A 21,682-nucleotide genomic window follows, 5' to 3' on the forward strand; every position below is an offset into this window, starting at 1 on the left:
CAAAAAAACAACGTTTCTAATAATATGACTTTCGACTCAGCCGTAATCCTGACTCAAGCTCTGAGTGAGTGGAGGCAAGGTAACGTCTCCACCAAAAACGAGCTAGACACAACTCTGATTAACGAGCTTCATCGCTTAGCCAGAGACTATATGCGCCGCGAAAATGCTGGGCATACTCTTCAAGCAACCGCTTTGGTCAATGAAGCTTTTTTACGTTTAGCCGAAACCGATATCGACTGGCACGACAAAAAGCACTTTATGGCCGTAGCCTCTAAAACCATGCGTCGAATTTTGGTAGATCACGCCAAAAGCAAAAACTCGCATAAGCGACGTATGAACAAAGAATCCGTCACCTTTGATGATGAAGTCATTCCCTACCATCAAGCTATGGATGAGCTTATTATGCTGGATGATATGCTTGTTAAACTTTCCACGTTCGACGAACGAGCCTCGGCCATGTTGGAGTTATCTCTGTTTGGGGGACTCACTCATCCAGAAATTGCCGACGTAACCGATGTATCCATCGCTACAGTAGAACGAGACATTCGGGCTGCTCGCGCCTGGTTAAAAAGCCAACACTAATAAGAAACCTATGAACGCAAATGATTGGAAAACCATCAAATCATTATTTGATGAACTGGTTGAGTTAACACCTGAGCAACAACATCATCGGCTACAACGGCTCGAACACTCCAATGACATTCTTTGCGAAGTACGCAAGATGCTCAAAGCCGAATCTGAGCAATCAGAAAGACCAGGCCTACGTACTCTGGTAATGAATAATGCCAATCAGTTACTCAACACTCAGCTAGAATTGAATGTCGGTGATCAAGTAGGTTCCTATACGATAAGTGAGGTTATTGGTGAAGGCGGTATGGGCGTTGTTTTTAAGGCAACCCGAGCAGATCAACAATTTGATCATCAAGTCGCCATTAAAATAACTCGTCAAAAGCTGCTCCACTCGCTCACTCAGCAATCTTTTGAGCACAATGTATTAGCTCAGCTCAAACATCCTAATATTGCTCATATCTATGATGCCGGCGTTACGGTTGATGACCACGCGTTTATTATTATGGAGTTAATTGAAGGGGTTGATCTGGCAACCTATTGTCAACGCCATCAACTATCAATCCCAAAGCGCCTTGAGCTTTTTAGTAAAATTGCGAATGCGGTTCAATATGCCCATCAAAAAGGGATTATTCATCGTGATTTAAAACCGCAGAATATTCTGATCGCCACTGATGGTGACCAGGCAGAACCCAAGTTAATTGACTTTGGTATTGCAGAACAACAACTGGATAGTGACATAAGCGAAGGCTTGAATAACCCTGCCGGTCTCGGTACCCCTGCTTATATGAGCCCAGAACAATTGGATGTGAATCAGCAAGCTGATACTCGATCGGATGTTTATGCGTTGGGCTTAGTGCTATGTGAACTTTTGTCTGGCATAAATCCTTTTATTAAAGAAGGGGCGTCAGTCGAAGATGTTTTTGCTCAGAAAAAGCAGCCTGCGCTCAAAATCAGTCACCTGTTTATCAATAATGATAAACAACGGGAGCTGGCTTATCAGAGAGAGCTCTCTAATAAGCAACTCAGGCACTTACTTAACTTCGAGTTTGATGCACTCATCGCTAAAGCGATTCACCTGCGGCCAGAGGAAAGATATGCATCAGTAGCGGAGCTAACTTTTGACATACAACGCTGGCAGCAAGGCTACCCCATCAACGCGCTGCCTTCATCTACAAGCTACCAATTGAAAAAGTTCCTTAAGCGAAATCGTTTTTCTACCGCCGTTGCAGCCATGGTCACAATCATGTTAATCAGTGCAACAGGTGTGAGTTTGTGGTCATTAGATAAAGAGCGAAAAGCATTAGCAAAAGCTCAACAGGAGTTGGAGAAAAGTGAAGCAGTCAGTCAATTTATCAGCGACATTTTTGCTTCTGTCGACCCGAGAGAAAAAGGTATCAATGTTAAAGTCATTGACCTTTTAGATGATGCAGAGAAAAAACTGGCCGCTTTTACCGAAGCGCAAGATGATGTAAAAGTGCAACTGCACTTTACCCTGGGTCGCTCTCACAAAGGTTTAAGAAACTTTACCAAAGCAGAAACTAATTTAAACGAAGCACTAAAACTCTTGCAAAAAAAATACCCTCGCTCATCTGTCGAGGTTATTCAGCTCTATACAGAACTTGCGGAACTGGAAAGTGCAAAAGGAGAACATCAAAAAGCTCTAGATATATCCAACGAAAACCTCGCCATTGCACGAAAGCATCTCGGAAACGCTCACGCAGAAACCATGAGTAATCTCAATAACGCTTCAGTAAATCTCCTTTATGTAGGAATGAAAGAAGACGACATGGAGAAAAAATTACAAAGCGTTAAAATGGCAGAAGAACTGTTAGCACTTCGAATAAAAGTGCTTGGGGTTAATCATGAAGATACATCCTTTACTCGTAATAACCTGGCAAACTATTACGGCATCATGAATAACTACGATAAAGCCTACCAGCACTTCAGCGATAACTATGTTATTCAAAAGAAGATCTTTGGTGAAGACAGTTACTACACCTTAGATACCATGCGCAACCTTGGTCATATCTACTATGATCGAAAGCAATATGACAAAGCCGCCGAAATGTTCCTCAGATCATTCGAAGGTCAACTAAAAATACAAAAGTTAGAAACGCCGATCACTTTGTTCACAGCTATATCATTGATGGAGACTTATCTAAAGCTAGGTAAGCGTGATTATGCAGCCAATGTAGCTCGACAAATGGAAGCCCCTTTTCGATCTGGCGTAGTGGAGAGAGAAGGCATTAATAGTAAGTTAAAGGCTTTTATGGTTGAAGTGTTAGGTGAGTAAGCTTTTGCTTAAAGCACTCTGCATTGATGTGGAGTGCTCTTTTCTTTTTGAGTAGAGCTCTCTTCCACTTCAACGGTTGCATGACCGATAGCAAAAGAGCTTTCCAAAATATCTTTAACCCGCTCTCTCGCTTTATGACGGTCTGTACCTGCTTCTACTTCAACTTCCAGAGTAGCCATTGCCCGCTCCTGATTAATACACCAGGCATGAAGATGATGCACTCGAACAACGCCTTCAACTTCTTGCTCCAGGGTTTTGATAACCTTGTCTCTATCAAATCCTTTGGGCACGGCTTCTAATAGAATCTGAGCGCTTTCTTTGATTACCATCCAGGCTGAACGCAGGATAATCACAGCGACAAAAACGGATAAGATAGGATCTATCGGAGTCCATCCCGTATAGATGATGACAATGGATGCAATAATGGCTGCAATCGAACCCAATAAATCCCCAGCAACGTGTAACGCAGCAGCCCTAACATTGAGGTTTTCACCTTCTCCACGGGTTAACATCCAAAAGGCCAGAATATTCACTACAAATCCAGCGATGGCAATCCATAGCATCACTCCCCCTAACACTTCGACAGGTTGAGTTAAACGTTCGTAGGCTTCAACACAGATCCATCCAGCAATAACAAACAGCGAGAGCCCATTAACAAAAGCTGCGAGAACAGAGAAGCGCTCAAAACCATAGGTTCGAATACTATCTGCAGGTCGTCGAGAAAGACGCAGCGCAATCCAGGCTAACACCAAAGCAGCAAAGTCTGTAAGCATGTGCCCGGCATCAGCAATCAGGGCCAAAGAACCAGAAATAACGCCCCCAACCACTTCTGCGATCATGAAGCTGCCCGTTAACACAGCCGCAGTGGCCAGTTTTTTCTCATTTTTGCTATGGGCATGCCCATGACATGAGTGATCGTGGGCTCCATGACTGTGAGACATGAAATAGAAGTTCCTGATTGAAAAGCGCTTATTCTAGAAAAACTTCCTAGCAATAAGCTACTGGGAAACGAGAAGCATTACTATATGAGTATAGTATCTAGAAATTTTGAAGTATGCATAAATTAAAAACCCTGTACGCTAGATAGTATGGGTGCTTCCAACTAGTTGATAAATAACTTGAGAATAATACTAGTTCTAATAAATGTACTCGAAGAGTTACTTTAGAAGTAAAATGGACGAAATATATCTCCCAAATAGCTCGAAAAATTTAAAACTCAGAATTTACAAACTCACTTAATTACATGGGTGCTGATTGAAAAGCAATCAAGAAATCTTTTTTTGTTATTGCCACGAATCAACATATACCTTTCTAGAGATTATGAAAAATCTCTTATTGCAATCATTTATTCAATTAGCCTCCTTACGGTAATGTCTCTCCCGTTTATTGCTGGTAACTTAATGTTCGAGCATGTGAACAAAAATAACTAATAAAAAAACAATTTTGGGAAGAGAAGGTAATAATGAAAGTAGATGTTGGCCATATGAATTTTTTTGATGTTGACCTATGCGGACTATATAAACCAGGGAACGAAACCAACTACGGATGTGACCTAAAGGAAACATTTGACCTAATATCTGATTGGGTGAGTAATAGATCTTTCCCTACTACTATACCATGGGACCCTGCAAGCGAGAACAGAAACAAAGCAAAGTGCTATTGCAAAGACATATTTAAGAATAAAGAAACTGGAGACTATTTTATAGTTCTTTGGAAGTCGGATACAGATAGCGCAGGCACACTTTGGGGGGCCCCAGAAAACAGTACTACTGGAAGTAACAAAGTTATAAAATATACAAGTGGTTTCCAAGGAGAAAAAGTAATATGGGGAAGACCTTGCTACTACTGGATAATTCCAGAATTCAATACAGTTGTTTCTATAAAGTTTGATCACTCAGTATGTGACGCGCAACTATTTGAAGACTATATAAAGTCTTGCATAAACAATAGAGTGAAACATAAAAACAGAAAAAAAGAAGTAACTGAAAAAGGTTTTGTTAGAATTACCCATGAAAAATCTGATGGTTCCCGCCTGATGTATAGGTTCAATATTAGTCTTAAAAGCCTCAACACTTCAAGTTCAGAGCTTCAAGGATTAGCCAAAAGTGTCACTCACATTGTAAGAAGAGAAACTATTATTGTTGATAGCAAAGACGAGAAAAATGAATGGATAAAAATGTTCAACAAAGTCATCCCTTTAGTTCCAACAAAACCAAAAGCAAAAAAAAGAAAGATAGAAATCCAAGCAGAAGCGAAGCCATCAGCCCATCAAATAAAGAAGATAATTGAGGAAAATGCAAAAGAAAACAGAAAGAATGGCGAATGGAATAACATAGGCTTCAAAACAGAATCTGGAGTATACTGGGTAGATAAATATCGCCTCAGAGATAATATAACAGTACTGAAAAAATCTGACGACATCCTTACCGGAAAACAACTTTGCAAAGAGATCATGAAAGATAGAGAGCGCTACATACGCCCTATTCGCCGTTCGATAAAAGAAAGTTCAAAGAAAGAAAATCTTAACTAGGAAAAGTAATGATTTTAAGATTACTAGCTTACACACTCTTATTTTCAATTATTGCTATAGCAAACTACAAGCTGAGCTATAATTATAGCTACTCAAGTTTAAAAGATTATTTAAGTGCTCTGCTTTCAATTTCCAGCATGGTTTTTACTTTAATGGGTATATGGATAGCTTTTTTATACCCTAATGCTCTAGTTAGAATTTCAAATCCTAAGAAAATAGAGCATGTTGACTTCAGTGAGTCACTTGAAGAAACGAAAAGATTAGAGGGCTTAGTAGGAAGTGTAATAAAATCAGCCCTTGTTGTTTTAGCCATTATGATTATATTTTTCTTAAAGGCTCTCTATCCAATCTTTTCACTTGATCAAGACACTATCTTAGTATCAAAATCTCTTTTAATATCTCTCATTTCAATACTCAGCCTACTTCAGGTGGAATCTATTCTCTATGTCATATACAGCAATGTGCTATTTATAAATGATCTTCATCATAGAAGAGAAGAAAGAGAAGCCGATGAAGATATATGAAAGCATAAGAAGCTTCAACTAAGTATTAGAATATGCATTCCTAGCCTAATTTCTAATTACTTACCACTCACAAGTATCAATACGATTCTAAAACCACTAAAAAACATAACCCAAACGAACAAAAAGCTGACGCCCAGGTTGCGGCAGTCTAGAATTAAACCACCCTAGACTTCCGCGCCACTCTCTTTCATTAGGACCATACCAACCAATATCATTAAGTAATTCTGGCATAGCATAAGGGTCGCCGGAGTTGGCATCTCGAATACCAGGATGGTCATAGTCGCGGTCCAGCAAATTAGTGATGCTAAAACTTACGTCTAATCCCTCAGTAATTAGATTTTTTCTTTTGATGTGAGCATCCAGAAGAAAGTAGGCATCAATCTCTCCTAATGGATTAGTATCTACCGTTTCACGGCTTCCGATATAGCGTCCTCGCAAATTAAGTAACCAATGATCATTTAATGTAGAGTGAATCCCTGCAAACATTTTAACATCGGCCAAATCTCCAATAATCCCAGCCCCCAAGAAGTCACCTTGTTGTAAGTCGAATTTATCTTCTTTTTGCTCAAGTATCAAAGAAGTATAAGTCCAGAATCGTGTTGCTTGCGCCCAGTCAAAATCCCAGTCAGTTTGATAATGATAGTCCAATCCGACCACATCCCTCTTGCCACTGTTTCTGGCACCACCCGTAAAGCCAACAATCACATCCCGCATATCCGCATGATAAAGACTGACCAGGTGGTGCGACTGCTCGCTCGTCTTGGTCACGCTGAACTCTGTCGTTTTCGCTTGTTCTGGTTTTAAATCCGGTGAACTGCCTGAGCCAGTCCAGGCACCATAAAGATTACGAGGAACAGGCTCTTGGTAAGCCTCACCATAAATGAGCTTAAAGGACCATTCATCTATGTTGTAAATATAAGCTCCTCGAAAAGTAAGCTCACTGCCATACACAGAATTGTCATCGCATCGAAGGCCAAAGCTAAATTGTTGTTCATCATCAAAACGATATGAAACTTGACCATAGACACCTCTATCTACCCAAGTTATTCGATTATCTGGGACAACGCTACTTTGTGGAGGCTGAGGCCAGTAGTCAGCATGATATGGGACAAAAAGCTCAGGACTTAACGGGCCACTGGTTGGCAAGTCGTAAGCCCTTTGCAAATCTTTGACTTCAACTTTGTAACCAAATACCGCAGATAAGTACTCATTATTTTGATAATCAAAATTTTGAAATAAAGACCAAGACCAATTACGAGTCTGCCAATAGAAAAAATGTAGAAAACGCGCCGTTTCTTGAGGCGCAAGTGTGATGCCCCCTATATCTAGATAGTCAGTATCGCTAGGATTCATTCGATTAAAACCTTCCAGATCATAAGAATCATTTTTGATACCATCATAACGATAACGCAACAAGACTTTACTGTTCAGCTTGGGATTAATATCAAACTGATGTTTCACATAGGCATCATATTGTATTCTGGGCCAGGTGGAGTTGGCAGGGATCCTATCTGCAGGATAAATGGTCCCATATCCGGTATCTAATAAAAAGTAGCTCGCCGCAAACTCGGTGTTTTTATATATCAGTCGAGCATCTATGCCAACCATGTCTTCTGGCGATGAAAACACACCCGGATTAATTGCATTGGAACTTAACGCTCCTCCCCATAGCCTTTCATTTTGATAAATAGAATCCTGCAACCAATAGAAGCGATTATTTTCTACTGCATCATTATAATTTCCTTGCGAGCGTCTAAATGAAATAATAGTTTCTAACTCACCTTTTTTGCGTGACGCTCGACCATCAAAAACCTTAAAGGCACTGTCGCTGATGGACCATTGAGTATCAACCAGCCATCCTTCGTTCTGTTGAGCCTTTTTAGTAATAACATTCACAACCCCCATCAATGCATTAGCACCATAGACAGAAGACGTCGGACCATAAATCACCTCAACCCGCTCTACATTACTCAATGGGTAAGAGGTAACTGTGCTAGTAATATTAAAGTACAGTGAATTTTGCTGAACGCCATCGATCAGCAATAAAAAAGGCGAGCCTATCGTATTTCTAAACCCTCTCATATAATTCTTGTAATAAGTATCTCCATAGGGACGAACAACATCCATACCAGGCAGGTCATCAAAGATTTCGGACAAGTTTTGATACCCACGAGAAGAGAATACTTCTTTTGTCAGAACAATAACCGTGGCTGGCGCATCTTGGAGCTTCTCTTCTTTTTTTGAAGCAGAAACTATCGTTACTTGCATGAGGTCACGCAAGTCGAGATCAAATAAGTCTCCTTCATCGGCCCATCCATAGGAAGAAGCGACCGCCAACGCCAATAACCTATTGAGATTCTTATTGTTAAATACTGTCACAGAGGGAGTAATTTTTGTTAGATATCAACAAGTATAGGCTACAGAAAAAAGCTGTGCGAGAAATGCGGTGTCACGAATAGCAACCTTACTCATTTTAATTAAAAAGCCCTCAGGAAAGGGGATAACCTGAGGGCTCTACTACTCCGTAAATATTACAGAGAATAACGCTTCTTTGCTTTAACTTTTAATAACGATGCTCTCTGAACAAATGCATCCGCTATCAACAACTTCCCGGTTGTTTTGTCAAAGGTAAGTCCATTAGGAAAATATCCCTCATCGGTATTTTTTCGGGTTCTCACTTTGCCATTCGGCTTAATCAAATACACTTTATGGCTAGCTATACCCGTGGCATATAAAAAACCATCAGCAAAAGTGAGATGTCCAATGGCATACCCTACATCGGATTCAATCTGAGTTAGTACTTCTTGTTCACCCGACTGACTAATTTTTAACACTTTTCCATTGTGAAGATTTGCCGTGTACACATTATCCTCATCATCAATAGCAATACCCACAGGAGCCAGTAGATCACCACCTTGTGCAAACACGCTTAAAGTACCGTCTGGAGTGATTTTTAGGATAGTATCGCCATCACCGCTCCCGTTGCCATAATGAGAGACATATAAATTTCCCTGACTGTCGGATGCAATACCAGAAGGACCATCCAGAGTCTGCACAAAATCGGAGACTTCTCCTGTTGTCGATATTTTACTGACCACTTTGCTATTAAAATTAGTGACGTATAGATTGCCTTCTGAATCATTCGTAATATCAACAGGTCCATTCAGGCCAACGGCATAGTCAGAAGTCGCCCCCTCTGGTGTAATATAATAAACCTTTGAACCACTGTACCCACCAGCAGCAAAGACAGCTCCATTCTCACTTGCATGCAAACCGTCAAATAACAAATATGACAGTGGCAACTCCTTTTTGTTAGCAGCAAATAAGGCTACCGATCCCATTGCTAAGCAGACTATTAAAACGCGGACTAGATTTTTCATTATTAGATTCCTCATCCATTATGGTTGTTGTGCAATGAGTGAAGAGTTAATGAAAACCATTAAGGCATTCAATAGCGATGTGACGAAACATGGACCTTATGTGATGAAAACTACCGCTAAGAGTGACGAAATAGAAGCCTCTGCCTACGAGTGTTTAGAGGCATAAAAAGATTCACTAGATGCTTGAAACTATTGATGTTTTACTGCCATACTCTAGGTCTATAGACCATTCGCTGTAGGTCTCTGCTGTGGCTATCGTTAAGAAGCAACAGGCCAGAATAACCGTAGTGCCTTGTTGGACATATTACTTTGAAACATCTAATTAATCGCTGGCTGCTGCCCTTCTTGATTTGGGCCTTTATTGCGTTCATACACTTTATTACTCGCTACTTGGATACTCTTAAGTATCGAGGAGAACAAACACTCAACTTTAGTGAGTTCATTTTTTATCTATCGGTGTATTCAAGCTGGGCATTGTTTAATATTGCTCTCTATTCAGCGTTATCTAAAATAGCTCCCTACAAAAGCATTCGTTATTTTGTCTATATGTTTTTTGTCGGCTTACTGATTTGGCTTCCTGCATTCTTTGTTTTAGATGCCTACCTGGGAATCTTTTTCTTTGATATGGAGTTTCGCTCTATTACAGCAGTCTTCAATATCCTTTCTGGCCAGATCATATTCTTTTATGCCATTCTTTATGCTGTAACCTTTGGTGTCAGTACTGCAATTGTCTACTACCAATACTCCCAACAAGTACTACTGGCAACACTGGAGCTGGAAAAGAAACATTCAGAGTCGGAATTGCGCCTTACGCATTTACAAATGAAGGCCCTGCAATCTCAACTTAGCCCACATTTTTTATTCAACTGTTTAGGCTCGATCAGCGCACTTGCTCGACAAGATGATAAAGAAAGCGTCATTACCGCGGTTGCTCGGCTAGGGGATTTGTTGAGGTTTACAATTAAAGCTAGCCAAGAAGAATTTATTCTACTCGCTGACGAATTAGAGTTTGTGAACAACTATATAGCTTTGCAAAAACTTCGGTTTTCAGAGCGTTTTAATTTTAGCATCACCCAACACAAAAAAGACTTGAATCTGCTCTGCCCTCCTTTTGTTTTACAACCACTAGTAGAAAACGCTTTTATCCACAGCGTGGCAGAGGCTAAGCAAGGTGACTTAATCAATATTAAGTTAACAATAGATAACAAAGACAATGCCTTGATATTTCATATAAGCAACACGCTTATTAATCGCAATCATCCTTCCAATGGCTTAGGAACTTCACTAACTAACTTAAAAGAACGACTCGATAATTTGTATGGTTCCAGCTATTCAATAACCCATGGACAAGTCAATGATTGTTATGTGTCTAACATTTCTATTCCGGTAATTGATGATGAATAAAATTCAATGCGTTATCGTTGATGACGAACCACTGGCGAGGCTCAATGTACGAGAGTCATTGAGTCGCTTTGAGCACTGGAATATTGTCGCCGAGTTTGAAAGCGGAGAAGGCGTTGAGGAAATCATTAAAACCAACCATATTGATGTGATATTCCTGGATATTCAAATGCCCGGACAAGATGGCCTCTCGCTGGCCAAGCGACTATTCAATATGGAATCCAGACCTCTTATTGTTTTTATAACCGCTTTTGATAACTACGCATTACAAGCATTTGAGCTCTATGCCATTGACTACTTGTTAAAGCCTTTTGATAACGAGCGCTTTAAAAACTCGATTGAAAGAGCTGAGAAACAAGTCGCTAATGCTAAAACCTCTGAGCAGCTTCACAATCAACAACAGCAGTACTTTGATAAGTCGATCAGTCTTGATAGATTAGTCATTCGTTCTACAGGCTCTATAAGAATTATCCAGGTTGCGGATATTTTATGGTTAGCATCAGAAGGTAACTATGTGCAAGTCCATCATTCAGAAGGTTGTCACCTGCACAGAGTGAGCTTGTCTTTTATGGAAAAACATTTAGGGTCTGATGTTTTTTATCGAGTACACAGAAAAGCGATAGTCAGGCTCTCTGAGGTCAGAGAATTAAAAACTTTGGCCGATGGGAAGTATCAGCTCATCCTTTCTAATGGCGATCATGTTAATGTTAGCAAGTCTTATAAAGATGGACTGTTGGATAAGTTAGGAGCCTAGTGTTTAGTCCCTTAATATTTAGTCAAACCACTCAAAGCACTTCAGTTAATCAGCCAACATAAACTTTATGCACTCTATAGAGTTAACAGTATTAGAGCAGCAAACAATCTCATAACGAGACCAAGCAATACATATTCAGGTAATATTTCACATATCTAAATAATCGCTGTTACGGATCACACCGCTTCACTATACTACCCCTTCAGAGATAACTTGTTATTAAGCAGTAAGACACCTATTCAATGAAACAACATGGAAGTTGTTGCATACGCTCCTGTGTTGTTTTAAAAAACTAATGACACACAGGAGCCTTCTATGAGAAAAAGCTTTCGTTTTACTCAGCAAGCTCGTTTTAAAACAGCTTTCTTAACGACCCTACTATTGGGAACATCTCAATTAGCTTATACAAATGACCCGGCTCCAGATAACGACGAAGAGCGTCAAGCCAGGGAAGAAGCCATGTATGGTTTGGCACAGAGTGCAACGGGGATTCTCCTTGCACCACCAGAAGAACGCGAAGGCGCTTTGCAATCTTTTGTTTACGGGCTGTCGGACAACTTGCCTCCCCCCGCCAACATCGTCGGTTCAACATTACTTGGAGCATTTTGGCCTCAAGAAGATGCGGTGAGCAAAGCTTTAGACGAAATCAATGGCAAACTGGATAATATTCAAGGTACATTGGATACCATACGTTCAGATATCCAACAAGCTAGAGATCAAGTAATTAATGATCTGATTGCTCATCTAAATAAAGAAGAGTACGAAGAAGTAAAGTCATTAGTTAATTATGTTGCCGATCGTTTCGAAAAAAATTATATGTCGGCTCGATGGCGCAATATTTCTACAGAAGATAAGTTAGCAAGATTAACGAACCTTGATGCCGATATAGCAAAAGCCGTTTTATGGTTCAGAGACAATGTTGCTCACGATGCGAGCAAGCAAGCTGCTACGGTTGCTGAATTCATTCTTATCTCGGGTATTCACATCAATATTTTGCAAGAGAAAATTGCTCTGCACGATGCCAGAGAATTTGTATGTTTACCAACGCCAGAGTACTGCTCTGATCCTAAAGAATTGCAAAAAGCCGCCGCAACCGAACTGGCTGGTTATATAGAAGATTATGTATCCTATCTAAACACTTCCGCAGCGGAAATTAAAACCTCGCGAATGGCAAAAGTAGTGCAAGATGTCAACAGCTGGAATGTTATTCGTTGGGTCGATTGTTCTGTTTATGCTGGTACTGGAGGAAAATGTCCCGAGACCTATACCTACTACGACTATCACGTAACTGACAATGCTACTGGATACACTTATGTACGACACATTCAAGAAAGGCTCGGTGACTACAACTACCAGAGTCATATGGATGCATTGAATGCCGTCAGCGCGGAACATACACGCTATAGTAATGAATTAAGCAACTCCATTAACTCTGAGCTCAACCAATCTATTTATAGTATGACGAGAAGCTTTACGCGTATTAAAAATGATGCATTACTCAGAGCTTATGGAACAGAAAAAGCATATTCTCTTAAAGCGATGAACAACGTTTTCAAACTCAAAAACAAAGCCAATGACCGTTGCTTAACGGTTGTTAATGGTGGAGGTTTAAATACACAGCTTCATCAATATGACTGTGGCATAGACCGAGCATGGCAAGAATTTAAGCTAGATGACGAAGGTAAGCTAGTCGATGTTAATACTGGATTATGTGTCGCAACCAATTTCGCATCCCAATTGCTTTTGACCGACTGCTCTCAATCACTGTTTGGAGTGTCAAAAAACTGGGATATCAAAGCATCTTACACTGACGGTGATATTTATAATGTCAATTTGATGATGTTTGGAACTTACTGTGCAACCCCCACTGACGATGGCACCAACAATGGCGTACGTCAAAAGTTAGAGTCTTGCAGTGCTAAACAAAACCAATCATGGCAGCTCATCCCCAGCTCTATTTACACGGCTCAAAATATCATTGATCATGAAAAGTCTCGACTCACTAGTGGTGTAAGGCATCGCTGGACTAAGGTGATAAACAGTGACAACAATCGCTGCCTTACTCCTGAGTTTGGAGGTACAGGAAACGGAACTTCGGTGGTTCAACACCAGTGTGATCAATCTCGTACCGATCAATATTGGTACTTGAATAATCAAGATCAGTTAGTTCATCCGGTTTCGGGTAAGTGTCTAACACCTATGAATGGTGCAACAGGGAACTATACATTGCTCAGGCTTTGGGATTGTAACTTAAATGGCTCTCACCAACTTTGGAGTATCGAGACAGGAAATGGAATCAACCATTTGTTGCGTAATAATAAAAGCAATCGATGTTTGACTCCAAAAAATGGGGCAACTAACAAAGGGAATGATGTAATTCAACGCCTTTATGATTGCGAACCATTGCCTCATCAATATTGGAAATTGAATATACACTAATATTTTTGGCTAGTGCCAAATACGTTTCTTAAAATAAAAAAGGTTGGAGATAATATCCCCAACCTTTTATTATTAATGCTCTACGTAGTTAGTTTTAAAGTCTTGAAGCATTTGGCCAGCACCAATCGCTTCCCAATTAGGCTCTACTTCAGAGTCATCAAAGGGCTCTCCGTAAGCAATACCATGAGCGTTCTCAATTTTAGCCTGATAAATAAGTTTATCTTGGTCATCCAAATTATCGACATTAATAAGTTGGAGTTCCCTATGAAGGAAGTGAAGCGTATCTTTTGCTCTTTCAACGGCTTCCTCTCTTTTAATATCATTACTCAAGTGCGTAATTTGCATAAACTCTTTGCCCATCACTAGTGAAGATAAGGGCGCATTGCTTCTATCGCCATACTCATGACGTAGCTGCTGTTCTTTTTCTAGAGAAACTGTTCTTTCAGTCACATCAAATTGAATATCCGTATCTCCTTCAAGAACCTTGTCATCTCGAGCACCGGTTTTCATTAAAATGTCACTAGCATTCGGCGCAATAGGGAGGTTTCTCCAGGCTGCAATAGCTTCAGCCCCATGTTCAAAACTATCAACTTCCATAAACTTCTTGAATAAGTCCGCGACTTCGGCTTTGTCTACAAGTTGAGACTTACCAAAGTGTTCTTTCATTTGTTGAAGTTCTGGATCTTCACTGTTAGCTAGATCTGTGAATGGAGATTGCTGCGAAGTTTCATCAGTCCACCACATTGCAGAATACTGCCCTTGATACCCCTGGAAAACCGTACACTTATCAGAACCAGGCTCCAACTCAATGGTCACATCATGAATACCCGCAATACTCATACGAATAAAGGTTCTTTCTTGAACATCCTGATTAATCAGATCATGGAGCCTCTGGGCATCTTTAGAACCACTCAAATGTTCTATTGGCTTGTCAACAACAGAACCTTCAACGGTTTCATTCAGTCGATCAACAAGGTTTTGACTAGCGTTACCACAGTTTGACCAATCAGCAAGCCTAGCTTTTAGCTGTGCTTTAGGTGAATCGTCGGAGTGATCAACTTTATCTAAGATGGCTCTTGATGACTGCTGTACTTTATCGCCGAGCTCGTATTTATAATTACTTTTAATGGCTTTCTCACTTGAGAGCCCTTGCAGAGTTTCATTAGAAATATCGTATTTCGCTAATACTTCTTTTAACTCACCTTTTGTAAACTGAACACCTTCTTCGAATTTCTGATGCCACTCATTACCAAGACTTTCCTGAATGCCATTGGCATTTTTGGTAGCAAGAAGTTCTAATGCTTGCAAAAATACAAAACGTGGTTGCCCTGGATTAGGCGCTTTACCATCAATGGTGATGGGTTCAAAAGATTCATTTAAGCCAATATTTTTGTCATCACCAATCGAGTCATCAGTAGCAATATCCAAGAATGCCTGCATCAGTGCTGTATTATCATTAACTACCTGCATGATTATCTCCTTATATCTTCATTGCGCCAAATGGCATATCAGCTTCAATGTTCACTGCTTCTACAACTTCTTCATCAGTGTTTTCTTTAAACCAAGAAAAGGCAGTCTTACAACTGAGTGAGATCAGCTTGTATAAGTCTTCAGCCTTAGCAGTTTCTAATTCAATTTTAGAACTGAAAGTCACAATGTTTTCTCCTGGTGTAACACCAAAGGCTCCAGAAATATCATCAGAAATTAAAAAGTTTCTCTCCAATAGTTTTCTATAGGTTGCTTCAGCATCAATATCAGAAAACTTGTTAATAAAGGCTATGGCTAATAGCTCATTTCTTTCTGTTCTTACTCCCACGTTAATATCAATATGCTCGAAAGATAAAGCAAAACCTTCTCGTTCTCTAAAGTCAAACGCAGATAATTTAGTACGTTCTGCAAACTCTAAGCTGATTGACTTGAAATGTTCGAATAAATCCATAATTTGATTTCCTCTTTTGTACTGAAGTTTGGATTATCCTTTAGGTAACGCGGCTTTCGAGTTAGTTTTGCGAGAAGTTGCGACTTAATTTAATCTCCTTATTTTCTGCAAAATCTCTCCATATTGTTAATTTTTCTCCTCCCTCTGGCATGGCTAAAGCATCTGTGCTAGCGATCTGATTTTTTTATGTCAAAAAATTTATCACTTTAAGACTTGTCTGTATTTAAATCATTCAAGCGAACTTTTGAGAATAAACTTTCTCTCCACTAATTTTGATAGTATTTTCATACTCTTATTGCGCAAGTGGTCTCTTAATAACCGAACAGCTGGCGTAATGAGCTGACGGCTGGGACAAATCAACCATAACTCTGTTTGCCTAGGCTGATAGTCAGGCATCACACTAACCACTCGGCCCGATAAAAGATCGTTCGACATATCAAGGGATGACTTAATGGCCAACCCTTTGCCAGCCACACACCAACGTCTTACTAGATCTCCGTCGTTAGATGCGCGATTTCCATGCATTTTTATTTTGAACTCCTGCTCATCACGAGAGAATTTCCATACATCGTGAATAACATCATAGAGCTGATAGAAAAGTCCATTATGCAAAGCTAAATCCTGAGGGTGCTGTGGTATTGAATACTCGTTTAGGTACTCCTGCGTTGCGCAAAGTAATGTAGGCACATTGCATATTTTAAATCCATAAAGGTGGCTATCTTTCGGTGAACCATAACGAAGCGCAATGTCGACAGAATCTCGGAAGAAATCGATATTGCTGTCCGTAATGTGTAATTTCAAGCTCACCTTAGGATGATCTTCGACAAATTCATCCAGCCAAGGCATTGCAATGTTGCGCCCCAGGTCCGACGATAAGGAAAGTCGCAGCTCCCCTTCTACTACGTCCATATCATCCTGCATATTCTGCCGGGCCTGCTCTAACATCAGCAGTGCCTGCTCACATTGTGGAATATAGCGCTCGCCTACACTGGATAGCCGCAAGTGGCGTGTGGTGCGAATAAATAACTCGGCTCCAAGCGCAGTTTCAACGCGCTTAAGCGCAGCACTGGCCGTAGCAACGCGCATATCTAGATGAGCCGCAGCCGCTGTAATACTGCGGAACTTAGCGACTTTTAGCACGACTTCGAGGTCTTCAAGCTGCATATTTTCAAATATTTTTTGATAATGTATCCACTATTATGCTGTTTATCCATAGTTAATCAAGCACTAGACTCCTAATCAATTACTGACATCCTCTCCCCTGATACGGGGCAACCATCGGAGAAACAACATGAAAGCAGTAGGTTACATCCAGTCTCTACCCATCACTGATACGAAATCTCTAACCAACATCGAGCTTCCTCAACCGATTGCGACCGGACACGACCTGTTAGTTAAGGTTACCGCTATCGCCGTCAATCCCGTGGACTATAAAATTCGTCAGAATGTAGCGGGTACTGAGGAAGCTCCAAAAGTTTTAGGTTGGGATGCCGTCGGTGAGGTGATAGCGATAGGTGAGAGTGCGACTCAATTTAAACCCGGCGATAAGGTTTTTTATGCAGGTGATCTTAACCGTCAAGGCAGTAACGCCGAATATCAATTAGTTGACGAACGCCTTGTTGGTCACAAGCCCAAAAGCCTATCGGATGCCGAAGCAGCAGCTCTACCTTTAACTTCTATTACTGCCTGGGAAATTCTGTTTGAACATTTATCACTCCAACAACAAGAGTCGAATGAACAATCGGATGAAGTTTTGTTGGTAGTAGGAGCCGCCGGTGGCGTTGGCTCAATCTTACTTCAGCTAGCAAAAAAGCTTACCGGTGCGACAATTATTGCAACAGCATCACGAGCCGACTCACAAGCCTGGGTAAAAAAGCTAGGAGCCGATCATATCATCGATCATACTCAACCCTTACAGCCACAAATTGAAGCACTGGATCTTGGAGCAGTCACTCACGTTGCCAGCTTAAATCGTACCGACTCTTATTTTGATACCTACGTCAAAGTGTTGGCCCCTTTTGGCAAGATTGCCATGATTGATGACCCTCAATCTCTGGATATTACCCAATTGAAGTTAAAGAGTTTGTCATTGCATTGGGAGTTCATGTTTGCTCGCTCCATGTTTCAATCGAAAGATATGATTGAGCAAAGTCATTTACTTAACCGAGTTTCGGACCTGGTTGATCAGGGAAAAGTTCAAACCACAGCGGGAAAAAACCTGGGCACTATTAATGCAGAAAACCTGCGAGCGGCTCATGAAGAACTGGAGTCAGGTCGTTCAATTGGCAAAATTGTACTGGAAGGTTTCTAAAGTATTCTTTTTAACAAACTATTGGAGACAACAATGACTTATTACTCAGTTTTAGAAGTGACACCGACGACAGATGAGTGGGTAGCCGACTATATCGGTCCGGCAAATGCTTTAGTAGCAAAACACGGTGGAAGATACTTAGCTCGTACCACTCATCATGAACGTCTTGAAGGAAAAGGAGAAGAAGCAGCTTTACGAGTCGTTATCGAATGGCCTTCAAAAGAAGCAGCCATAGCGTTTATGAGCGATCCAGAATATGTACCTCACTTAAACGCTCGAACAGCAGGTTCAATAAGCCATCACTTTTTAATCGAAGGTAAAGATGATTTAGCTTGATGCCCTACTTTGGTAAAACGTGAAGAGGTTATACGATGAAAACACTGACAAGTCGAAAACAACATTGGGGAGGTTGGGTCGATAGAAAACCTTTAGTTCCTCAATCCAATATACCTCCCCGATTCCAGTCTCTCAATCAGGGATTTAACTCTGTCTTTCAGCCTCATCGTTTGAGCATCGGCATTGTCGCCCCTATCGAAAACTACTCGGCTAATGCTGAACCCACTATGAAACATCATATAGAAAGAGTTCAGCTCGCCGAGAGCCTAAATTTTTCTGCGATTTGGCTAAGAGACATTCCCTTTAACGTTCCAACATTTGGCGATGCGGGTCAGCTGTTTGATCCATTTGTTTACTTAGGCTTGCTGGCAGGACAAACAGAAAAGATAACTTTAGGTGTTGCCAGCATTGTGTTGCCATTGCGTCATCCGGCACACGTAGCAAAGTCAGCAGCCAGTGCAGATGTTTTGTCTAATGGTCGGTTGTTATTGGGCGTTGCATCTGGCGATAGACCAGAAGAGTACCCTGCTTTGAACTTGCCATTTAGTGATCGTGGCGTTCGATTTCGTCAAAGCTACGAGTACATTCGACACATGGCAGAAAACCATCCTGCGTTCGAAAATGTCTATGGTTCTCCTAACGGTCTCATGGATATGTTGCCAAAGCCGGTTTCTAGCAAACTTCCGATCTTAATCACCGGAGCCAGCCAACAGCATCCAGACTGGCTTGCTGAAAATGGAGATGGTTGGATAACCTACCCTCGAGATGTATCAGTGCAAGCCCAAATAATCTCGGACTGGAGAAAACGAACCCAACAGGCAGGACTGCCAATAAAACCAGCAGTGCAATCACTTTATGTGGATCTGGTGAACGATCCTAATGCACCACCAACGCCGATTCATCTTGGTTTTCGCTCTGGTGTTAATGCCTTACGAAACTATCTCAAGTCTCTGGAAGAAATAGGTATTAATCATGTTGCGCTTAATCTACGCTTTAATCAACAATGCGTCGAGTCGACTCTAAAAAGACTGGCTGATGATGTTCTTCCGGACTTCACTATTCACGACGAAAAGAAAGAGAGAAAATAATGCAGAAGACAATTTTAATTACGGGCTCCACCGATGGTATTGGTTTAGCTACCGCAGAAAAGTTACTTTCGCTAGGACATCGCGTTCTCTTACATGGTCGCAGCCAATCCAAACTGGACACTGCTCAACAAGCTTTGGCTAAACTGCCAACCAATGGCACAGTAGAAAGCTATCTGGCCGATTTTTCAAAAATGGAAGATGTCGAAAGTCTGGCACAAGATATAATTGTAAAACATACGACACTAGATGTTCTGATTAATAATGCAGGCATTTACAACTCTCCGACAACAACTACTCAAAATGGATGGGATATACGCTTTGCAGTCAACACGCTAGCCCCTTACCTGCTAACTCAAAAGTTGTTGCCAGTGCTCAACGCCTCTGGACGCATCGTCAACTTATCTTCGGCAGCTCAGGCTAGTGTTAACCTCAAGGCTCTAGCAGGACAAGAACAGCTGACCGATGGTGCAGCCTATGCACAAAGTAAGTTGGCTATCACTATGTGGTCTCGAAGTCTGGCTCAACAGCTAGGGCCTAGAGGTCCAATGGTCGTCGCCGTTAACCCTGGCTCAATGCTTGGCAGCAAGATGGTAAAACAAGCCTTTGGTGTTGCAGGCGGTGATATTGAGATAGGTGCAGATATTTTGATTAGAGCGGCTTTGTCGGATAAGTTTTCGGATGCCTCAGGTAAATACTTCGACAACGACTCCAGGACATTTTCAGCTCCTCACCCAGATGCACTCGATTTAGATAAGTCTAACAAGGTAGTTGAAGTGATTGAGAGGTTATTAAATGACAATCAGTAACAGTTATGTTGCTACAAATAAAACTCAGAGTAGTGGTTATCTACTCTGAGTCTTTATTGAGTGACTGGATGAAAAAGCTCTAATTTTTGGCGATGTCAGGAGATTGCATTTCTGACTGGAACATATCAATGATAAGTTTGGTAGCTTTTTCTAACTCGTTTTTGTAGTTAGCAGCTCCATTTTCTGTCCAGTACTTTTTGCGCAGGAAGGCTTCTTCTTTTCGAGTGAATTTCTTTTTTCGTTGATAATACCTAAGGTCACTTCGATACTTTTTATAAGCTATACGAGCATTCTTACTTTTATCTTTATTTTCATAATCCCTAGTTATTTTTTCTATTCTTTGCTTCTTATATACCTCCATATCAGGCATAACGGCCTGTTTTGAAACATATATAGCTTCCTTTTGATAAATAGGAGTAGGATATTTCCGGGGATTGGATATCCCTGATTTTTCATAGTGTCCATCTGGATGAAACACCATAAACTTAATAGTAACAGCCATAGAGTGCCACTTTTTATCAATATAGGGCTGAACAATAGCAACAGCATAAGGCTCATCTAACTTCGAAGAGTATTTTTTCCTGTAAACACCTCCTTCATAATTAATAGAATCTATTTTCATCCAAGAAAAATCATTCATCACAGTTTTAATTTTTGTAGCAAGATCAACTCTATACTCATATTCGCCTAATCGCTCGTTGATTGGTGCACTTTCTGCTGTCACATCAACATCAATAAGAGTATCGATTAGAACACCAATTAAAACTGCAGCTGTAGCTATCTTTATTACATTACTCAAAGAAGCACCGGAAGTGTGATGAGTTGGAACATTGACATGTGTTCTGGCTGTGTTACGAAATGGACGATTCTTACCGGAATTTAGTATGGCAAACCGGTCTTCTTCTTCTTCCAGATGCTCTGCCGGATAAACTTCTTTATATCCATATACGCTTAATTTCACATCAAACGGCTGACTATCATACTTACTACTGGCAGCATGATAACTTCGATCAATCTGGGTCGTTTGACAACCTGACAAAATAAAAACAGCAGCTAATAAAAAAAATACGTTTCTCATACTTGCGCGTCTACCTATCAAATAATACAACTTAAATTATTTATCCCTAGTGAAGGTGTAAACTCCGCAATCCTTGCAACGGCGCGCACTTTGCCATCAACTGTTCATTTTTTCAACAAAAATCTCACTATATATCACTAATAAAGCCCCGCTTCTGTAATTTTGACGTTTTTTAAGTACTTACGAGTTCTTTATTCAGACTGACAATTTTTTGACACTAACAAAAACTATCT

At 40.7% G+C, this 21,682-nt stretch carries 19 protein-coding genes; 12 read left to right on the top strand and 7 right to left on the bottom strand.

Annotated elements, in window-relative coordinates:
• The first annotated feature begins 24 nt into the window (after positions 1–24).
• Positions 25–582 carry an ECF-type sigma factor gene (locus tag NH399_RS02410; protein WP_253036821.1) on the top strand — a complete coding sequence of 186 codons (558 nt, stop codon included), beginning with the start codon at positions 25–27 and terminating at the stop codon, positions 580–582.
• Positions 583–592: 10 nt separating this feature from the next.
• Positions 593–2,863 carry a serine/threonine-protein kinase gene (locus NH399_RS02415; protein ID WP_253036822.1) on the top strand — a complete coding sequence of 757 codons (2,271 nt, stop codon included), beginning with the start codon at positions 593–595 and terminating at the stop codon, positions 2,861–2,863.
• 8 nt (positions 2,864–2,871) lie between these two features.
• Here NH399_RS02415 and NH399_RS02420 read toward each other — a convergent pair whose 3' ends face one another.
• On the bottom strand, positions 2,872–3,804 hold the full coding sequence (locus NH399_RS02420; protein ID WP_253036823.1) for a cation diffusion facilitator family transporter: 933 nt from the start codon (positions 3,802–3,804) through the stop codon (positions 2,872–2,874).
• A 521-nt stretch (positions 3,805–4,325) separates the two neighbouring features.
• On the opposite strand from NH399_RS02420, the gene NH399_RS02425 reads away from it, so the two are divergent.
• Together NH399_RS02425 and NH399_RS02430 are read left to right on the top strand one after the other, a co-directional pair.
• Positions 4,326–5,393 (top strand): hypothetical protein, encoded by a 1,068-nt coding sequence (locus tag NH399_RS02425; protein ID WP_253036824.1) that lies wholly within the window; start codon positions 4,326–4,328, stop codon positions 5,391–5,393.
• 8 nt (positions 5,394–5,401) lie between these two features.
• Positions 5,402–5,917, top strand: coding sequence for a hypothetical protein (locus NH399_RS02430; RefSeq protein WP_253036825.1), 516 nt, complete (start codon positions 5,402–5,404; stop codon positions 5,915–5,917).
• 96 nt (positions 5,918–6,013) lie between these two features.
• On the opposite strand, the gene NH399_RS02435 is transcribed toward NH399_RS02430, so the two are convergent.
• Both NH399_RS02435 and NH399_RS02440 read right to left on the bottom strand, forming a co-directional pair.
• Positions 6,014–8,254 carry a TonB-dependent siderophore receptor gene (locus NH399_RS02435; protein ID WP_253036826.1) on the bottom strand — a complete coding sequence of 747 codons (2,241 nt, stop codon included), beginning with the start codon at positions 8,252–8,254 and terminating at the stop codon, positions 6,014–6,016.
• A gap of 194 nt (positions 8,255–8,448) precedes the next feature.
• The gene (locus NH399_RS02440) at positions 8,449–9,297 is read right to left on the bottom strand and encodes a hypothetical protein (RefSeq protein ID WP_253036827.1); all 849 of its coding nucleotides are present in this window, start codon (positions 9,295–9,297) and stop codon (positions 8,449–8,451) included.
• A gap of 34 nt (positions 9,298–9,331) precedes the next feature.
• Here NH399_RS02440 and NH399_RS25345 point away from each other — a divergent pair, with 34 nt between their 5' ends.
• The 4 genes from NH399_RS25345 to NH399_RS02455 all read left to right on the top strand — a co-directional run bounded on the left by NH399_RS25345 (position 9,332) and on the right by NH399_RS02455 (position 13,891).
• Complete coding sequence (locus tag NH399_RS25345) at positions 9,332–9,463, top strand: hypothetical protein (RefSeq protein ID WP_256489222.1); 132 nt, start codon at positions 9,332–9,334, stop codon at positions 9,461–9,463.
• Between the two features lie 143 nt (positions 9,464–9,606).
• Positions 9,607–10,701, top strand: coding sequence for a sensor histidine kinase (locus NH399_RS02445; protein ID WP_253036828.1), 1,095 nt, complete (start codon positions 9,607–9,609; stop codon positions 10,699–10,701).
• Positions 10,691–11,452, top strand: a complete 762-nt coding sequence (locus NH399_RS02450; protein WP_253036829.1) for a LytTR family DNA-binding domain-containing protein — start codon at positions 10,691–10,693, stop codon at positions 11,450–11,452. The genes NH399_RS02445 and NH399_RS02450 overlap by 11 nt, the downstream gene beginning before the upstream one ends.
• Positions 11,453–11,767: 315 nt before the next feature.
• The gene (locus tag NH399_RS02455; protein WP_253036830.1) at positions 11,768–13,891 is read left to right on the top strand and encodes an RICIN domain-containing protein; all 2,124 of its coding nucleotides are present in this window, start codon (positions 11,768–11,770) and stop codon (positions 13,889–13,891) included.
• A 72-nt stretch (positions 13,892–13,963) separates the two neighbouring features.
• Here the strand turns inward: NH399_RS02455 and NH399_RS02460 are convergent, their stop codons facing one another.
• The 3 genes from NH399_RS02460 to NH399_RS02470 form a co-directional block, all read right to left on the bottom strand.
• Entirely contained in the window at positions 13,964–15,361 is a 1,398-nt protein-coding gene (locus NH399_RS02460) for a hypothetical protein (RefSeq protein WP_253036831.1), read from the bottom strand.
• A 10-nt stretch (positions 15,362–15,371) separates the two neighbouring features.
• Positions 15,372–15,830, bottom strand: coding sequence for a type III secretion system chaperone (locus NH399_RS02465; RefSeq protein ID WP_253036832.1), 459 nt, complete (start codon positions 15,828–15,830; stop codon positions 15,372–15,374).
• 228 nt (positions 15,831–16,058) lie between these two features.
• The gene (locus NH399_RS02470) at positions 16,059–16,994 is read right to left on the bottom strand and encodes a LysR family transcriptional regulator (RefSeq protein ID WP_253036833.1); all 936 of its coding nucleotides are present in this window, start codon (positions 16,992–16,994) and stop codon (positions 16,059–16,061) included.
• 127 nt (positions 16,995–17,121) lie between these two features.
• Here NH399_RS02470 and NH399_RS02475 point away from each other — a divergent pair, with 127 nt between their 5' ends.
• Genes NH399_RS02475 through NH399_RS02490 form a run of 4 tightly spaced genes read left to right on the top strand, consistent with a single transcriptional unit; the run spans position 17,122 to position 20,371 of the window.
• Positions 17,122–18,141: a zinc-binding alcohol dehydrogenase family protein gene (locus NH399_RS02475; protein ID WP_253036834.1), complete on the top strand. Its 1,020-nt coding sequence runs from the start codon at positions 17,122–17,124 to the stop codon at positions 18,139–18,141.
• A gap of 33 nt (positions 18,142–18,174) precedes the next feature.
• Positions 18,175–18,477, top strand: a complete 303-nt coding sequence (locus NH399_RS02480; protein WP_253036835.1) for a DUF1330 domain-containing protein — start codon at positions 18,175–18,177, stop codon at positions 18,475–18,477.
• 35 nt (positions 18,478–18,512) lie between these two features.
• Positions 18,513–19,565, top strand: coding sequence for an LLM class oxidoreductase (locus tag NH399_RS02485; protein WP_253036836.1), 1,053 nt, complete (start codon positions 18,513–18,515; stop codon positions 19,563–19,565).
• Complete coding sequence (locus tag NH399_RS02490; RefSeq protein ID WP_253036837.1) at positions 19,565–20,371, top strand: SDR family NAD(P)-dependent oxidoreductase; 807 nt, start codon at positions 19,565–19,567, stop codon at positions 20,369–20,371. The genes NH399_RS02485 and NH399_RS02490 overlap by 1 nt, the downstream gene beginning before the upstream one ends.
• A 79-nt stretch (positions 20,372–20,450) precedes the next feature.
• Here the strand turns inward: NH399_RS02490 and NH399_RS02495 are convergent, their stop codons facing one another.
• Complete coding sequence (locus NH399_RS02495; protein ID WP_253036838.1) at positions 20,451–21,449, bottom strand: hypothetical protein; 999 nt, start codon at positions 21,447–21,449, stop codon at positions 20,451–20,453.
• Positions 21,450–21,682 lie beyond the last annotated feature (233 nt).

The sequence above is a fragment of the Pleionea sp. CnH1-48 genome (genome assembly GCF_024124665.1).
In the GTDB taxonomy this organism is placed as follows: Bacteria; Pseudomonadota; Gammaproteobacteria; order Enterobacterales; family Kangiellaceae; genus JAMXSB01.

Coding starts and splice junctions, on each gene's coding strand:
- NH399_RS02495 (WP_253036838.1), bottom strand. CDS start 21,449: ATGAGAAACGTATTTTTTTTATTAGCTGCTGTTTTTATTTTGTCAGGT.
- NH399_RS02465 (WP_253036832.1), bottom strand. CDS start 15,830: ATGGATTTATTCGAACATTTCAAGTCAATCAGCTTAGAGTTTGCAGAA.
- NH399_RS02425 (WP_253036824.1), top strand. CDS start 4,326: ATGAAAGTAGATGTTGGCCATATGAATTTTTTTGATGTTGACCTATGC.
- NH399_RS02440 (WP_253036827.1), bottom strand. CDS start 9,297: ATGAAAAATCTAGTCCGCGTTTTAATAGTCTGCTTAGCAATGGGATCG.
- NH399_RS02410 (WP_253036821.1), top strand. CDS start 25: ATGACTTTCGACTCAGCCGTAATCCTGACTCAAGCTCTGAGTGAGTGG.
- NH399_RS02430 (WP_253036825.1), top strand. CDS start 5,402: ATGATTTTAAGATTACTAGCTTACACACTCTTATTTTCAATTATTGCT.
- NH399_RS02455 (WP_253036830.1), top strand. CDS start 11,768: ATGAGAAAAAGCTTTCGTTTTACTCAGCAAGCTCGTTTTAAAACAGCT.
- NH399_RS02490 (WP_253036837.1), top strand. CDS start 19,565: ATGCAGAAGACAATTTTAATTACGGGCTCCACCGATGGTATTGGTTTA.
- NH399_RS02450 (WP_253036829.1), top strand. CDS start 10,691: ATGATGAATAAAATTCAATGCGTTATCGTTGATGACGAACCACTGGCG.
- NH399_RS25345 (WP_256489222.1), top strand. CDS start 9,332: ATGAGTGAAGAGTTAATGAAAACCATTAAGGCATTCAATAGCGATGTG.
- NH399_RS02420 (WP_253036823.1), bottom strand. CDS start 3,804: ATGTCTCACAGTCATGGAGCCCACGATCACTCATGTCATGGGCATGCC.
- NH399_RS02480 (WP_253036835.1), top strand. CDS start 18,175: ATGACTTATTACTCAGTTTTAGAAGTGACACCGACGACAGATGAGTGG.
- NH399_RS02485 (WP_253036836.1), top strand. CDS start 18,513: ATGAAAACACTGACAAGTCGAAAACAACATTGGGGAGGTTGGGTCGAT.
- NH399_RS02415 (WP_253036822.1), top strand. CDS start 593: ATGAACGCAAATGATTGGAAAACCATCAAATCATTATTTGATGAACTG.
- NH399_RS02470 (WP_253036833.1), bottom strand. CDS start 16,994: ATGCAGCTTGAAGACCTCGAAGTCGTGCTAAAAGTCGCTAAGTTCCGC.
- NH399_RS02460 (WP_253036831.1), bottom strand. CDS start 15,361: ATGCAGGTAGTTAATGATAATACAGCACTGATGCAGGCATTCTTGGAT.
- NH399_RS02475 (WP_253036834.1), top strand. CDS start 17,122: ATGAAAGCAGTAGGTTACATCCAGTCTCTACCCATCACTGATACGAAA.